General features: G+C 54.4%; 15 protein-coding genes. 10 read left to right on the forward strand and 5 right to left on the reverse strand.

Features of this window, described 5'->3' with window-relative positions; genetic code table 11:
• Positions 1-88 precede the first annotated feature (88 nt).
• Positions 89-976, forward strand: coding sequence for an NAD(P)/FAD-dependent oxidoreductase (locus PJE062_RS18920; RefSeq protein WP_008551488.1), 888 nt, complete (start codon positions 89-91; stop codon positions 974-976).
• Positions 977-983: 7 nt separating this feature from the next.
• On the opposite strand, the gene PJE062_RS18925 is transcribed toward PJE062_RS18920, so the two are convergent.
• The 4 genes from PJE062_RS18925 to PJE062_RS18940 all read right to left on the reverse strand — a co-directional run bounded on the left by PJE062_RS18925 (position 984) and on the right by PJE062_RS18940 (position 2977).
• Positions 984-1385 (reverse strand): GFA family protein, encoded by a 402-nt coding sequence (locus PJE062_RS18925; protein WP_008551411.1) that lies wholly within the window; start codon positions 1383-1385, stop codon positions 984-986.
• The gene (locus PJE062_RS18930) at positions 1382-1846 is read right to left on the reverse strand and encodes an SRPBCC domain-containing protein (RefSeq protein ID WP_008551392.1); all 465 of its coding nucleotides are present in this window, start codon (positions 1844-1846) and stop codon (positions 1382-1384) included. Before PJE062_RS18930 ends, PJE062_RS18925 begins: the two co-directional genes overlap by 4 nt.
• Positions 1839-2165 carry a helix-turn-helix transcriptional regulator gene (locus PJE062_RS18935; RefSeq protein WP_008551477.1) on the reverse strand — a complete coding sequence of 109 codons (327 nt, stop codon included), beginning with the start codon at positions 2163-2165 and terminating at the stop codon, positions 1839-1841. The genes PJE062_RS18930 and PJE062_RS18935 overlap by 8 nt, the downstream gene beginning before the upstream one ends.
• A 125-nt stretch (positions 2166-2290) precedes the next feature.
• Positions 2291-2977, reverse strand: coding sequence for a YafY family protein (locus PJE062_RS18940; RefSeq protein ID WP_008551503.1), 687 nt, complete (start codon positions 2975-2977; stop codon positions 2291-2293).
• A gap of 104 nt (positions 2978-3081) precedes the next feature.
• Between PJE062_RS18940 and PJE062_RS18945 the strand changes: the two genes are divergently transcribed.
• The 6 genes from PJE062_RS18945 to PJE062_RS18970 all read left to right on the forward strand — a co-directional run bounded on the left by PJE062_RS18945 (position 3082) and on the right by PJE062_RS18970 (position 9543).
• The gene (locus PJE062_RS18945; RefSeq protein ID WP_208982394.1) at positions 3082-3546 is read left to right on the forward strand and encodes an SRPBCC family protein; all 465 of its coding nucleotides are present in this window, start codon (positions 3082-3084) and stop codon (positions 3544-3546) included.
• Positions 3547-3712: 166 nt separating this feature from the next.
• Complete coding sequence (gene modA, locus PJE062_RS18950; RefSeq protein WP_008551739.1) at positions 3713-4498, forward strand: molybdate ABC transporter substrate-binding protein; 786 nt, start codon at positions 3713-3715, stop codon at positions 4496-4498.
• Positions 4495-5199: a molybdate ABC transporter permease subunit gene (gene modB / locus PJE062_RS18955; RefSeq protein ID WP_008551620.1), complete on the forward strand. Its 705-nt coding sequence runs from the start codon at positions 4495-4497 to the stop codon at positions 5197-5199. The genes modA and modB overlap by 4 nt, the downstream gene beginning before the upstream one ends.
• Positions 5192-6259, forward strand: a complete 1068-nt coding sequence (gene modC, locus PJE062_RS18960; RefSeq protein ID WP_008551557.1) for a molybdenum ABC transporter ATP-binding protein — start codon at positions 5192-5194, stop codon at positions 6257-6259. Before modB ends, modC begins: the two co-directional genes overlap by 8 nt.
• Before the next feature lie 88 nt (positions 6260-6347).
• Positions 6348-8177 carry an ATP-binding protein gene (locus PJE062_RS18965; protein ID WP_008551349.1) on the forward strand — a complete coding sequence of 610 codons (1830 nt, stop codon included), beginning with the start codon at positions 6348-6350 and terminating at the stop codon, positions 8175-8177.
• A gap of 1 nt (position 8178) precedes the next feature.
• Positions 8179-9543, forward strand: a complete 1365-nt coding sequence (locus PJE062_RS18970; RefSeq protein WP_008551435.1) for a sigma-54 dependent transcriptional regulator — start codon at positions 8179-8181, stop codon at positions 9541-9543.
• Between the two features lie 147 nt (positions 9544-9690).
• On the opposite strand, the gene PJE062_RS26410 is transcribed toward PJE062_RS18970, so the two are convergent.
• On the reverse strand, positions 9691-10056 hold the full coding sequence (locus tag PJE062_RS26410) for a hypothetical protein (RefSeq protein WP_157039253.1): 366 nt from the start codon (positions 10054-10056) through the stop codon (positions 9691-9693).
• A gap of 377 nt (positions 10057-10433) precedes the next feature.
• Here PJE062_RS26410 and PJE062_RS18975 point away from each other — a divergent pair, with 377 nt between their 5' ends.
• From PJE062_RS18975 to PJE062_RS18985, 3 genes are all read left to right on the forward strand, one after another.
• Positions 10434-11435, forward strand: coding sequence for a DctP family TRAP transporter solute-binding subunit (locus PJE062_RS18975; RefSeq protein ID WP_008551419.1), 1002 nt, complete (start codon positions 10434-10436; stop codon positions 11433-11435).
• A 121-nt stretch (positions 11436-11556) separates the two neighbouring features.
• Positions 11557-12189, forward strand: coding sequence for a TRAP transporter small permease (locus tag PJE062_RS18980; RefSeq protein ID WP_008551724.1), 633 nt, complete (start codon positions 11557-11559; stop codon positions 12187-12189).
• A gap of 5 nt (positions 12190-12194) precedes the next feature.
• Complete coding sequence (locus tag PJE062_RS18985; RefSeq protein ID WP_008551429.1) at positions 12195-13595, forward strand: TRAP transporter large permease; 1401 nt, start codon at positions 12195-12197, stop codon at positions 13593-13595.
• The last annotated feature ends 100 nt before the right edge of the window (positions 13596-13695 follow it).

Consider the following 13695-nt stretch of genomic DNA (forward strand, 5'->3'; position numbering starts at 1 on the left):
TGATGTCCTGCTGTGTTTAAGGATGCTTTGGTGAGGGTGAAGTACTGTTGGCCAAGGAACTGGATGTCAGCAGCAGAGGGCCCTGAAGATGCATGATGTGATTGTGATTGGGGGGAGTTATGCCGGGATGGCAGCGGCTTTGCAGCTGTTGCGGGCGCGCAGGTCTGTTCTGGTGATTGATGCGGGTGAACGGCGGAACCGCTTTTCAGAGCATGCCTATGGCTTTCTTGGACAGGATGGGATGAAGCCTGATGATATCTGGGTGCAGGCACGGCAGCAGCTGGATGCCTATCCTGATCTGACCTGGTACGAGGGACAGGTGCAGGAGATCTTAGGTGAGATTGGAGCGTTTCGGGTTAGTACCGATAAGGGCACAGATTTCACAGCGCACCGGATTTTGCTGGCCACGGGTGTGCGGGATGAGCTGCCGGATATTCCGGGATTGGCAGAGCGTTGGGGCATGTCTGTTTTGCATTGCCCGTATTGCCATGGCTATGAGTTGAATAAAGAACCAATTGCTGTGATTGCTTTCAATCCCGTCTCCTTGCATCAGGCGGAGATTATGCCGGAGTGGGGACCGACGACCTTCTTCACCAATGGCACGGCTCCCCTGGAGGATGGGCAGCGTGAACATCTGCTGCGCAGTGGCGTTACCCTTGAAGATATTCGGATCAGCCGTATTGAGGGCACTGCGGATGTGGTGCTTGAAGATGGGCGTACACTGCCGTTTTCTGCGATTTTTGTTGTCTCCAACACCTATCCATCCAGTGGGCTGGCTCAGGATGCCGGGTGTGCGGTGGAAGGTCATCCCATGGGGCAGCAGATAGTGACCTCGGAGTTCAAGGAGACAACCGTTCGCGGTGTGTTTGCCTGTGGGGATGTAGCCCGCGTTCCGCATTCCGTTTCCTTTGCCGTGGGGGACGGTGTCTGGGCTGGAATGCAGGTGCATCGGTCATTGCTTGATCCGGAGTTGTAGCGGCGCTTTATCTTGGAGCTGCTTCCAGCTCCTTCATCGGTGGATCCCATGGCTGGGCGGCTTCTTCGAAGACGGTGAAAGCGGGAGAGAAGCGGCTTGGATCGTCCAGTGTGGCGGCGTGGATGTAAATGCGGTCTGGAAAGCGTTCTGTGCGGCTGGTGAGTGGGGAACCGCAGGTGGGACAGAAGCCGGAATAGGTTGCTGCACCGTTATCGCTTGAGGCTTTATACTCGCGGATTTCTCCGTGAAACTGAACCTGACTGGTTGACATCGCAAAGGCTGATGAATGGCCAGTGCCGGTAGCCTGTTGGCACTTTCGGCAGTGACAGTTGAAGGAAAATTCGATTTCGCCAGCTGCTTCATAACGGACTGCACCGCAGGCGCATCCACCGGTGAGTTGCTCTGTCATTCTTCCAATCTCCTTAGCCAGTGGCCAAAACAGATGATGCCGCGGCCCCAGCCATAGGTGAGGGACTGTGCTGCTTCCTGTGTTGGCAGTTGTTCGTGAAGGATGGTGATGCGGACGCCGCCGGTTTCCTCGGTGAATGTGATGGTCACCAGTGTGTCGCGTCCGTGTGTGAGGTGCTTGTCTTCCTCACTCTCCCACGTGAAGATCAAGGTGTTGGGGCGGGAGATTTCGACGTATCGGCCTGAATTGTGTGAGGGAGCACCTGTTTCCGGCACCATGCGAAACCGCCATTGACCGCCGGGGGTGAGGTTTAGCTCCAGAACTTCCGCCGTATAGCCGGGTGGACCGAACCAGCTGGCTATGGCCTTGGGATCTGTCCAGCCTGTGAATGCGGTTTCCAGGTCCGTGTCAAACCACATGCTCTCGTTGACGCTGTAGTCGGGGTTTGCAGTGCTAGCCATCGCCGTCTCCCTGTTTTTCGAGGTAGGCGCCGAAGGAGGTCAGCTTTTGCTGCCAGAAGGCTTTGTGTCGCTCTGTCCATTCCAGCATGGGGTCGAGGCCTGCTGTGGCTAGCTCGCAGTGGTGCTCCCGGCCTTTGACGGTGCGTTTGATGAGCTGCGCTTCCTCAAGAACCTTGAGGTGCTGCGAGATCGCGCCGGGCGTCATGTCGTGGTGGATGCTGAGTTGTTTGACGGTTTTACTACCATGCAACAGGTCATCCAGCATCTGGCGACGGACGGGATTAGCGAGGGCGGCGAAGGTGATGTTCAGGTCGATCATAGTTTAGCTGATTCTATACTGTTTAGTTATATCTAAACTATATATCCGTTGCGTCAAGTTCTGGATTGGAGACGGTCCAACCAAGGGCAGTGGTGAGGTGGGATTATAGATGGTTGATCAGAGGCTTAATGCTTTGAAGCCATCATCTCTTCCCAGGCTTTGATGAGTGCGGCGCGGCGGCCAGGGTATTGGTCGGACTGAACTTCCATCTCGCGAACCCGGTCTGTCCGAAAGTGCCGGTAGTCCTCTCGAGTTTCGCACCAGGCTATGATGAAACGGGCATTGTTCAGATAGGCGATGAGGAGCGGCCAGATCAGGCGGGTGGTCAGGTTTTCCTTCTGATCTTCGTAAGTGATTTGCAGTTTGCTGCGGTCCCGGATGGCGCGCCTCAGGGCTGCTCCGTCGAATTGCTCGCTGGCAGTCGGTTTTATTGAGATTGGTTTGAGACCAGCATCCAAAATGATCGGGCGCAGTTCTTTTGGAATGGCAGCTGAGAGTTTGGCCACCAGATCTCTGGCGGAGCGGGCAAGGGATGGGTCTGACTGGGTTGCGACCCATGCGGCGCCAAGGGCAGCAGCTTCTAACTCGTCTGCTGTCAGCATCAAGGGGGGCATGTCGTAGCCATCATCCAACACGTAGCCTGTTCCGGCTTCTCCGGTGATGGGCACGCGCTGAGCCATCAGCTCCGACATATCGCGGTACAGGGTGCGGAGGGAAATTTCGAGCTCGTCCGCGAGGGCACGTCCTGTCACTGGAGTCCGGCTTGACCGCAAAATCTGGATGATGTGGAAAAGGCGTTCTGTACGACGCATTGCGGGCTCCTGCTGTCATGCTGCTGCCATAACGGTGTCAGCAGCGCCACTGTATCAAGGGTTCAGCACCACGCAAGATGTTTGCGATGATTGAGGAGAACCCGATGATACGCTGCGAAAGAACAATGGTGATTGATGCCAGCCCGGAAGCTATTTGGAATGTTATTGGCCGGTACATGGATCTTGATGAGTTTGCCCCTCTTGTGAAGTCTGTTGAGGCGTTGACCGAAGGGGCTGACGGTGTTGGTTCTGTGCGTCGCTGTCACTTTGAGAATGGCACCTTCCTCGATGAGGAAGTGTTGGAATGGGAGCCCAATCACAGAATGCGAGTGCGTATGTTTTCTATGGACGCTTTACCGCTGAAGGAAGCGCAAGCAGAGATCTGCATTAAGCCTTACGCCGGTGGAAAATCGCAGATCAACTGGTACCTGGAGTATCGCATGAAGTACGGGCCGTTGGGGTGGTTGCTGGGCCAAACGCTCGTGAAAAGTGGGACGGGCAAAGTAATTCTAGGTAACTTGAAAGGACTTGCCGAGAAGGTGAAATCACCTCGCGCCATTGCGGCTTAGAGCTCCAGGCAACTCTTCAGTGAAAGTCGGCTTCGAGATCTCGGGGAGGTGCTGTAGAGACGAATACGCTTGACGAAACCTGTGTGGGCCTTGATATGAGTCAGTGGTTCGAGTGGGTTAGGTCCTTATAGTTCAAGCCGGACTCGCGAAATGGAGTTATCTGGTTGTGACTGGTTTCTGGCGTTTTCTTTCTACGGCTGTTGTAAGCCTTGCGCTGATCGTTGGCGGTGGGGCTGGCTCGTTTGCGCAGCAGCCGGAGCGCATTCTGGTGTTCGCGGCTTCCAGTCTGAAGGATGTGCTGGAGGATGCTGGCGCTCAGTTTGATCAGTCTCACAACACCAAGACAGAGTTCTCCTTTGGAGGTTCGCAGACCATAACCCGCCATGTTGTGGCCGGTGCGCCTGCTGATGTGCTGGTGACAGCTGATGATGCGTGGATGGCGTATGCCGTGAAGAATGGTGTGCTGGTGGATGACAGTGTGGTGGAGCTTGCCTCCAACGGGCTTGTGCTGGTTGGCTCTGAGGCGCTGGGCGCTGAGGATGTTGAGCTGACTGCTGAGGCTTTGCAGGCTGTGCTGGCGGATGGACGTCTTGCTATGGGAGAGCCGGAGACGGTGCCTGCCGGGCGTTATGGCAAAGAGGCGCTGACCAACCTTGGTTTGTGGCAAAGCGTGGCGCAGCGCGTGGCTCCTTTGGAGAATGTGCGTGTTGCTCTGGCCGCTGCTGCGCGGGGTGAAGTGCCTCTGGCGCTGGTTTATTCTTCTGACGCGAAAGTGGAACACGGTGTGCGGGTGCTTGCGGAAATACCGCAGGACAGTCATCGTGTTATTGTTATTCCGGGAGCCTTGACCTCTGGCCATTCCAAGGCTAGCGAAGGTTTTATGGAGTTTTTGAAGAGTGCTGAGGGGCGCAAGATCTTTCAGGCTCATGGTTTCAAAGTGAGCGGCGATTGAGCTTTTATCTGACGGATGCAGAATGGGCAGCGATCCAGCTGTCGCTGCAGGTTGCAAGCCTTGCAATTGCGATTGCGCTGCCGCCTGCGGTTCTACTCGGCTATGCTCTCGCCCGCTGGAAGTTTCCCGGATACACGCTGGTCAATGCCTTGGTGCATTTGCCCATTGTGCTGCCGCCTGTTGTGACAGGTTATGTGCTGCTGGTGCTGTTTGGACGGCAGGGTATGTTGGGTAGCTTTTTTGCTGATGTGTTTGGCATTGTGTTCGCCTTCCGCTGGACGGGGGCAGCTCTCGCCGCTGGGATTATGGCGTTTCCGTTGATCATTCGTCCGGTGAAGCTTTCCTTTGAGTTGTCAGATGGGCAGTTGGAAGAAGCGGCGCATTCGCTGGGGACGTCTCGGCTCAAAACCTTTCTGCTCATTACGCTGCCGCTGGCGCTGCCGGGTATCCTGAGTGGCGCGATCCTTGGGTTTGCCAAGGCGATGGGGGAGTTTGGGGCGACGATTACGTTTGTTTCCAACATCCCCGGTGAGACCCGCACACTGTCGCTTGCGCTTTATACTGAGATGCAAAGCCTTTCTGGTGATGCGGGTGCAATCCGCCTGACGGTGATTGCGATTGTGGTTTCCATCTGTGCATTGGTGTTCTCTGAGGTGATTTCACGCCGCCTCTCCCGCAAGTTGGGAGGGCAGCATGATTGACGTCGATATCACCAGTCGGTTGGGTGACTTCTCGCTTTCTGCCAAGTTTGAGGTGAACAGCGGGATCACGGCGATCTTTGGTAAGTCGGGTGCTGGCAAATCTTCATTGATCCGCATGATCGCCGGGCTGTCTGCTCCCGATCGTGGCCGTATTGCGCTGGGTGAGCGGGTTGTTTTTGACCGGGCGGCTTCCATCAGTGTGCCTATTCAGCAGCGCGGGGTGGGCATGGTGTTTCAGGATTCCCGCCTGTTTCCGCATATGAATGTGGAGCGGAACCTGCTTTACAGCCAATGGGCGGCGGGGCGGAAATCTGCTGTTGGGCTTGCTGAGATTGCAGAGCTGCTGGGGATCTCCCATTTGCTGAAGCGGCGGCCTCATGGGCTTTCCGGTGGGGAGAAGCAGCGTGTGGCGATTGGGCGGGCGTTGCTTTCCAATCCGCAGCTGCTTGTGTTGGATGAGCCTCTGGCCTCGCTGGATGCCTCGCGTAAAGCGGAAATCCTGCCGTATCTTCTGAAGCTGAAGAACGAATTCGGCATTCCCATGCTGTATGTGAGCCATAGCCTTGGTGAGATTGAGCAACTGGCAGATACGCTGGTTCTGCTGGATGCCGGTAACGTAGTCGCGCATGGGCCAATTGCGCAGATGCTGAGCAATCTGGAGCTGCCTCAACTGGCGAGTGGACCAGATGCTGGCTCTCTGCTGTTTGCCAAGCTGAACACCTATGATGAGCAGTGGCAGATCACCGAGTTTGGTCTGGAAGGGCAGATGCTGCAGTTGCCGGGGCAACTGGGCAAAGCAGGTCAAGATGCCCGCATTCGCATCAAGGCGAAGGACGTGGCTCTGGCTCGTAAAGCGCCGGAAGAGGCTTCTGTTCGTAATGTGCTCTCTGTTGTGATTGAAGGGATTACGGAGACCTCCGGCCCTTATGCTGAAGTGGATTGCCGGGTTGGAGAGCAGCATTTGCGGGCGCGGCTGACACGCCATTCTGTACATGAGTTGCAGTTGGCTGCCGGACAACAGGTATTTGCTTTGATCAAAAGTGTTGCGCTAGACCAGTGAACGAACACGCGTTACACCGTACGTGATTGAGCGCATTTGGTGATGTCTCGGGAGGCATTGCCACCATATTCTAAATCGGACAAGCGACGTGAACAGGACAAGCAGATCTGAGCGATGGCAGCGGGTCTCCAGTGTTGCACTGGTGACGTTTGCTGTGTTTGCGCTTGTTGTGGCCTGGGTCGTGATGCAGCTCAGCGGCCAGTTTTATATGGCGGACCTGCAAACGCGCAGTCAGGCGACTTTGTCTGTGCAGGCGGCGGGGCTTGAGAAGTATCTCGACAAGTATCGTTTATTGCCTCCGCTGTTGGCGCGGCGCTCGGACATTGTGCAGATCCTTGCTGAAGATGAGCATGAGCGCGGGCAGAATGTTGCCAAGGTAATCGCAGGCATGTCCGGTGCGCAGGAGGTCTGGTTTCAGAAACCTGATGGCGAGATTGTTGCGTCCAACCTGATCGACAACGCGAGTATGGCTGAGCGGGGCATGTCCTCTTACGCTGATGCTTTGAAGGCGGCGCGGCAGGGACGGCTTGGGCGTCAGCTGGTGCTCTCCCGCAATGGTGGGCCTGCCAGTTACGTGTTTATCGCGCCGGTTCGGCAAGGCGAGCAGGATTATGGCTTTATTGCTGTGCGTGTGAGCCTTGAGGAAGTGGAGCAGAACTGGGCGCTCTCCAAGGATCGCCTTGTTGCGGTGGACCAAAACGGCATTGTAGTAGCAACCAACCAATCCAGTTGGCGCGGGGAACGACTGTTCGCGCAACGCACAACACGGCGTGGGCGAGTTTCGGGGACGCAGAATGGTGTGATCGACCAGCGCTGGTATGATCTGGACTTTGAGCTGGTGCGTCTGAGCCCGCCTTTTAACAAAACCAACTTCCAGATGATTGAGCAGGAGCTTCCTGTGTTGAACTGGAAGGTGGTGCTGTTTGCAGATACCTCTCAGGTTCGGCAGCAGTCTATCTGGGCGGCTCTGGTGGCGTTGCTGCTGTGTGTTGTCAGCGGTGGCTTGTTCTGGATGGCGGGTGAGCGTCGCCGTCGATTGCTGGAGCGGATCCGGCAGGATAAGGTTTATGCGGCGCGGTTGGAAGAGCGGGTGCATGAACGTACGCGTGAACTTTCCAACATGAATGCACTGCTGGCTCAGGAAGTGAAAGAGCGCGAGGCAGCGGAGAAAGAGCTTCAGCAGGCGCAAGCGGGGCTGGTGCAGTCCGCCAAGCTAGCGACGCTGGGGGAGATGTCTGCTGCGATTTCCCATGAGTTTAACCAGCCGCTGGGCGCGATCCGCACCCACTCAGAAAATGCGCAGGTGCTGATTGAGACCGGCAAGTCTGATCGGGCGCTGAAGAGCCTTGGCAAGATTGTTGCCATGGTGGAACGGATGGCGGCGATCAGCCAGATTCTGAAAGGGTTCACCCGAAAAGCAGGGCGTGATCTGGTGCCGGTGAAGGTCTCTGCCGTGGTTGGTGAAATCCTGATGCTAACGGGGCCGCGCTGCAAGCAGATGGGCGTGCGCACAGAGGTGGTGCAGGAGGATAAATCCCTTGAGGTGCTGGCCGGGCAAGTGCGCTTGGCGCAGGTGCTGATGAACCTGATGAGCAATGCGCTGGATGCGATGAAAGAGCAGCTGGAACCGCGCATTCGGATTACTGTTTCTCACCAGGAGCAACAGGTGGTTATTCGGTTTGAGGACAACGGCCCGGGTGTGCCTGAAGATGTTGTTGCCAGCATTTTTGATCCATTCTTCACTACAAAGGATGTTGGTGAAGGATTGGGGCTTGGTCTTTCCATCGCCTATAAGATAATCGAGGACCTTGAAGGGCAGCTGCACTATGAGCAGTCTGAGCTTGGCGGTGCGTGTTTTGTGATTGTGCTGAAGGACGTCTCGGAGACATCCGGTGATCCTGAGGAAGAAGAAGTTTAGTATGGACGTATGGGCGATCGATAAAGCCACCATTCTTCTGGTCGATGACGATGAGGATATGCGTGAGGCGCTGGTAGAGGGGCTGGAACTGGCCGACTACCACGTGGTGCCGTTTTCCCGCGCTGAGGAAGCGCTGGAGCATATCACGCATGAGTTCTACGGCGTTTTGGTGAGCGATATCCGTATGCCGAAGATGGGTGGCTTTGATCTGATGAAAGCTGCCTTTGAAATCGACAGCGCGTTGCCTGTGGTGCTGATTACTGGTCATGGTGACGTCCCGCTGGCGGTAGAAGCCATGCGCGCCGGGGCCTATGACTTCAAAGAAAAGCCGTTTCCTGTCAGCGGGCTGGTTGCCGTTGTTGAGCGCGGGTTGGAAAAACGCCGTTTGACCTTGGAAAACCGTGTGCTGCGTGAGGAGCTGGGCAACCTTTCCGGTCTGGAAGAGCGCATCGTAGGCAAGTCACCTTCCATGGAAGCGCTGCGCAACACGATTACGGCGCTGTCCGGTACAGATGCTGACGTGCTTATTCTGGGCGAGACCGGTTCTGGTAAGGAGGTGGTCGCCCGTGCGCTGCACGAAGAGGGCTTGCGCAAAGACGGGCCGTTTGTGGCGCTGAACTGCGGCGCGCTGCCGGCGGATATCATCGAGAGCGAGCTGTTTGGGCATGAGAAAGGTGCATTTACCGGGGCAAGTGGTCAGCGGATCGGTAAGCTGGAACATGCTCATGGTGGCACGGTGTTTCTGGATGAGATCGAGTCCATGCCGCTCGATTTGCAGGTGAAGCTGCTGCGGGTGTTTGAGACACGGACGATTGAGCGCCTCGGTTCCAACAAGGCCATTCCGCTGGATCTGCGTTTTGTGGCGGCGACCAAGGAAGATCTGGAGGCCGCTTCTAATGAAGGGCGGTTCCGGAAGGATTTGTTCTATCGCCTCAACGTGATCACGCTGGCTATTCCGCCTCTGCGGGAGCGGCTAGAGGATATTCCGGTGCTGTTCCATTATCTGACGCGAGGGGCACGGGCACGTTATCGCAAAGAAGTTCCTGAGATTTCAAGAGAGTTTCTCTCAGAGCTGATGCAACGTGAATGGCCGGGTAACGTGCGTGAACTGCGCAATGTGGCGGACCGGTTCGTGCTGGGGCTTGAGGGGCAACCTAAGGCAACTGGGTCTGCTGCTGCTGTCGCCGGACCACAGAGCGGTACTCTGGCTGAGCGCGTCAGCTCTTACGAACGCGATATTATTGCGGCTGAACTTGAGAAGAACGACGGCAAGATCAAACCGACATACGAAGCTTTGTCCGTCTCCCGCAAGGCACTTTACGAGAAGATGAAGAAGTATGGGCTTGGGAAAGGTGATGAAGTTTGAGGGTCATGGTGAGGTGCTCTGAAGGTGCGAAACCTTAGCTGATAAGGCGTTCTGAATGTCAACTTACCACTTATGCAGCACTGCGAAGAACCTGAACTGGCAAAGTTACCAGCTCAGGTATGAGACAGTATCTGAACTCTCAATCGGCTAGACTACATTGTAGTAATAGCGCACCAACCAGCCGTCACCGAGCCGTTCCAGATGTTCTTCAAGTTGCCAGGATCCTGCCAAGGGGCCACTCTCACTAGGAATAATAGTAATGCCGTCTTTCCCGTCGAGTTTTGTTGTGAAAGACAGGTGAGTAGCCCCGCCATCTGGTGTGTAAACCCATTCCACTGTGTAAGGGGTGTCGGAGGCTGGCACTCCAAGGCCTCCATAAGTGCCTCGAGTAACAGTTTGAGGAAGTGAGATCGAACCGGTACTACTCGAACCTGTTACCTTACTGGATACAAGTGTTAGTGTTTCTGCCGATGAGTTAGTTAGAAGTACTGAAAGTGATGAAGTAATTGACATGCTAATCCACTCCTGTGGTTTGTATGCATGGCAGGTTATAAATATAAATGCATTCTCTATATATTAGTTCATTGTATTGCTGGTAACTCACTGGATAGATATACATGAGTGAAGTCTGCATCCGATTTATATTTTCGAATGGTGCATGTTTATATTTTATGTGCTGAGAACTATATTTCGACAGCCAGAGCTGTTCGTGAATGTGTCGAATTCGACACATTTTTAAATAGTCAATGTTACTTATTCGAAACAAATGCATTTTGAATGATTAGGTGAAATTCCGTAAGTATCTGTATTTATTATAGGTATTTAAACTGGCACGCAGATTGCTTTTAGTAGTGTGAGGAGCTTCGCTCCGTTCCATCTGGGAGGATACTATGAAGAAGATTATTACTGCTGCCACAGTTGCAGCTGGCATGTTCACCGCTACTCAGGCTGTTGCTGCTGAAGCGTGTGATCCGGGTGAAGTCGTTATCAAGTTCAGTCACGTTGTGTCCGCGACCGGCCACCCAAAAGGTGACTTCGCAACTGCACTTGCTGAGCGCATCAACAATGAGATGAATGGTAAGGCCTGTATGCAGGTTTTCCCAAGCTCCCAGCTGTTTGATGATGACAAAGTGATGGAAGCTCTGCTGCTCGGCGACGTTCAGATCGCTGCGCCTTCTCTTGCGAAATTCGAAGCTTACACACTCAAGTACCGTGTGTTTGACCTTCCGTTCCTGTTCTCTGACATGGATGCAGTGAACAAGTTCACACAGGGTGAAAAAGGTCAGGAACTGTTGGGCGCGATGTCTGACATCGGCTTTGTAGGTCTTGGTTATGTTTACAACGGTATCAAGCACTTCTCAGCAAACAAGCCACTGGTGACACCTGCTGATGCGGCTGGCCTGAAGTTCCGCGTTCAGACTTCTGACGTTGCTGTGGCAATGATTGAAGCGATGGAAGCAAACGCTCAGAAGCTTGCATTTAAAGAAGTGTATGGCGCTCTGCAGACTGGCGTTGTTGATGGTCAGGAAAACACCTGGTCCAACATCTACACTAAGAAGTTCTTTGAAGTTCAGGACGGTATTACAGAAACCAGCCACCAGCTGCTGTCTTACCTGGCTGTGACTTCTCAAGAATGGCTCGACAGCCTGGATCCAGAAGTTCGCGACCAGTTCATCACTATCTTCACTGAAGTGACCAACGATGCTAACGCTCGTTCTTCCGCCATCAACGAAGCTAACAAGCAGAAGATCATCGAAGCTGGTGTAGAAGTTCGCACTCTGACACCTGAGCAGCGTCAGCAGTGGGTTGATGTGATGAAGCCTGTATGGGGCAAATTTGCTGATGACATCGGTCAGGATGTGATCGACGCTGCCGTCGCAGCAAACAACTAATCCAACACATTTTGATAGGACCGTCCGGCCATTGGTCGGGCGGACCCTGAAAAACCACAATGGTTTCTTTTTCGGTGCCGCAACACACTGAGAAATGAGAGTGCTGTTGGGGGAGGGCGCTTTGTCTCGACTAAATAAAATAATAGATGCTTTCGAAGAAGGGTTTATTGCCACCATCCTTGCTGTGATGACGCTGGTAACCTTCTGGCAGGTCGTCATGCGGTACGGCTTTAACTCGGGTTGGGGTGGCGCGCTACAGTTCACCCGCGTACTGTTTGCGTGGCTTATTCTCTTCGGTATGAGCTACGGCCTGAAAATTGGCTCACACCTTGGCGTTGATGCTTTCATCCGCCTGTTTCCAAAACCAATCTTCCGCGCATTTGGCCTTCTGGGCGCGTTGGTGACACTGCTTTATGCGGCGCTGCTGTTTGATGCGGACTGGTTTGGTGTGTTGCTCGGACTGGAAAACCGCGGTTCTACCGGTGGTGCGTTCGACTACGTGGCCAAATACTACAAGCTTCCAATCGGCATGGAAGATCTGAAGTTCCCTGAGTGGTATCAGGAGATGTTTGGCGTGAAAGAGCGCGTTCCTCGCTGGTGGGGTTACGTCATTCTGCCAATTGGCCTTGCCCTTCTTGCTTTCCGGTCGCTGCAAATGTGCTGGCTCATTCTGACCGGCCAACGCGACACGATGATTGCCGCGCACGAAGCTGAAGAGCTCGTTGAAGAAAACAAAGACGTGCTGAAGGACTAAGCCCAATGGAAACCGCTGTTCTCTTTTTGCTGCTCTTTGGGCTGCTTCTTATCGGGGCACCAATCGCGATCGCGCTTGGTCTGTCGTCCGTTCTCTATATCGCGCTGTTCTCTCATGACTCCATGAGCTCTGTGACCATTCAGATGTTTAATGCGTCACAGAACTTTACACTGCTTGCGATCCCGTTCTTCATTCTGGCCTCCAGCTTCATGTCCACCGGTGGTGTGGCACGTCGTATTGTGAACTTCGCTGTTGCGACTGTTGGCTGGGTGCGTGGTGGTCTGGCAATGGCTGGCGTGCTGGCCTGTATGATCTTCGCTGCGCTGTCCGGGTCTTCTCCTGCGACCGTGGTTGCGATTGGTACCATTGCGATTGCCGCAATGCGTCAAGCCGGTTACTCCAAGGAGTTTGCTGCCGGTATCATCGCCAACGCTGGTACGCTGGGTATTCTGATCCCGCCATCCATTGTGATGGTTGTTTATGCGGCTGCGACCAACGTTTCCGTGGGTCGTATGTTCCTTGCGGGTGTTATTCCGGGCATCGTTGCCGGTCTGATGCTGATGGTGACCATCTACTTCATCGCGCGTAAGAAAAATCTGGCTGCACTGCCATTCCCAAGCATGAAGGTGCTCTGGACCACGTTTGCGGAAGCTGCCTTTGGCATGTTCCTGATCGTGATCATCCTTGGTGGTATCTATGCTGGTGTGTTTACGCCAACTGAAGCTGCTGCTGTGGCTGCTGTTTATGCGTGTCTGATTGCTCTGTTTATCTACCGTGATATGGGGCCGCTGAAGGATAAGAAGTGGCGTAAGCCGGGTGAGAGCCTGATTGAAGCTGTTGGCCGTAACATTGGTCTGCTGGTTCTTTACTTCTTCCCTGCGTTCTTCCACCGCGATACCCGCAAGGTGCTGGTTGAGAGTGGCAAGACCACGATCATGCTGATGTTCATCATCGTTAACGCGTTGCTCTTTGCGCATACGCTGACTGCTGAACGTATTCCGCAGATCATCACTGACTGGATGATTGGTGCTGGCTTCAACTGGTTCACCTTCCTGATTGCAGTGAACATCATTCTGCTGATCGGTGGTCAGTTCATGGAGCCATCCGGCTTGCTGCTGATTGTGGCGCCTGTTGTGTTCCCGATCGCGATTGAGCTGGGTGTTGATCCAATCCACCTCGGTATCATCATGGTGGTGAACATGGAGATCGGCATGATCACGCCGCCAATTGGACTGAACCTGTTTGTGACGTCGGGCATAACGGGCATGAGTCTGGTGCAGGTGGTACGTGCTGCTGCGCCGTTCGTGATGGTTCTGCTGGTGTTCCTCGTGTTGGTCACATACTTGCCGTGGCTCTCCACGGCGCTGCCGACCTACATGATGGGACCAGAGGTCATCGTCAAATAGCGGAACTGATGAGTTCTTTGAAAAGCCGGGGCATTTGCTCCGGCTTTTTTTGTATCTCCACTGATTTGCAGCAAATTCGCCGAATTAGCTTAGGCTGATT

Origin of the sequence: Pseudovibrio sp. JE062 (assembly GCF_000156235.1) — a bacterium.
Lineage (GTDB): Bacteria > Pseudomonadota > Alphaproteobacteria > Rhizobiales > Stappiaceae > Pseudovibrio.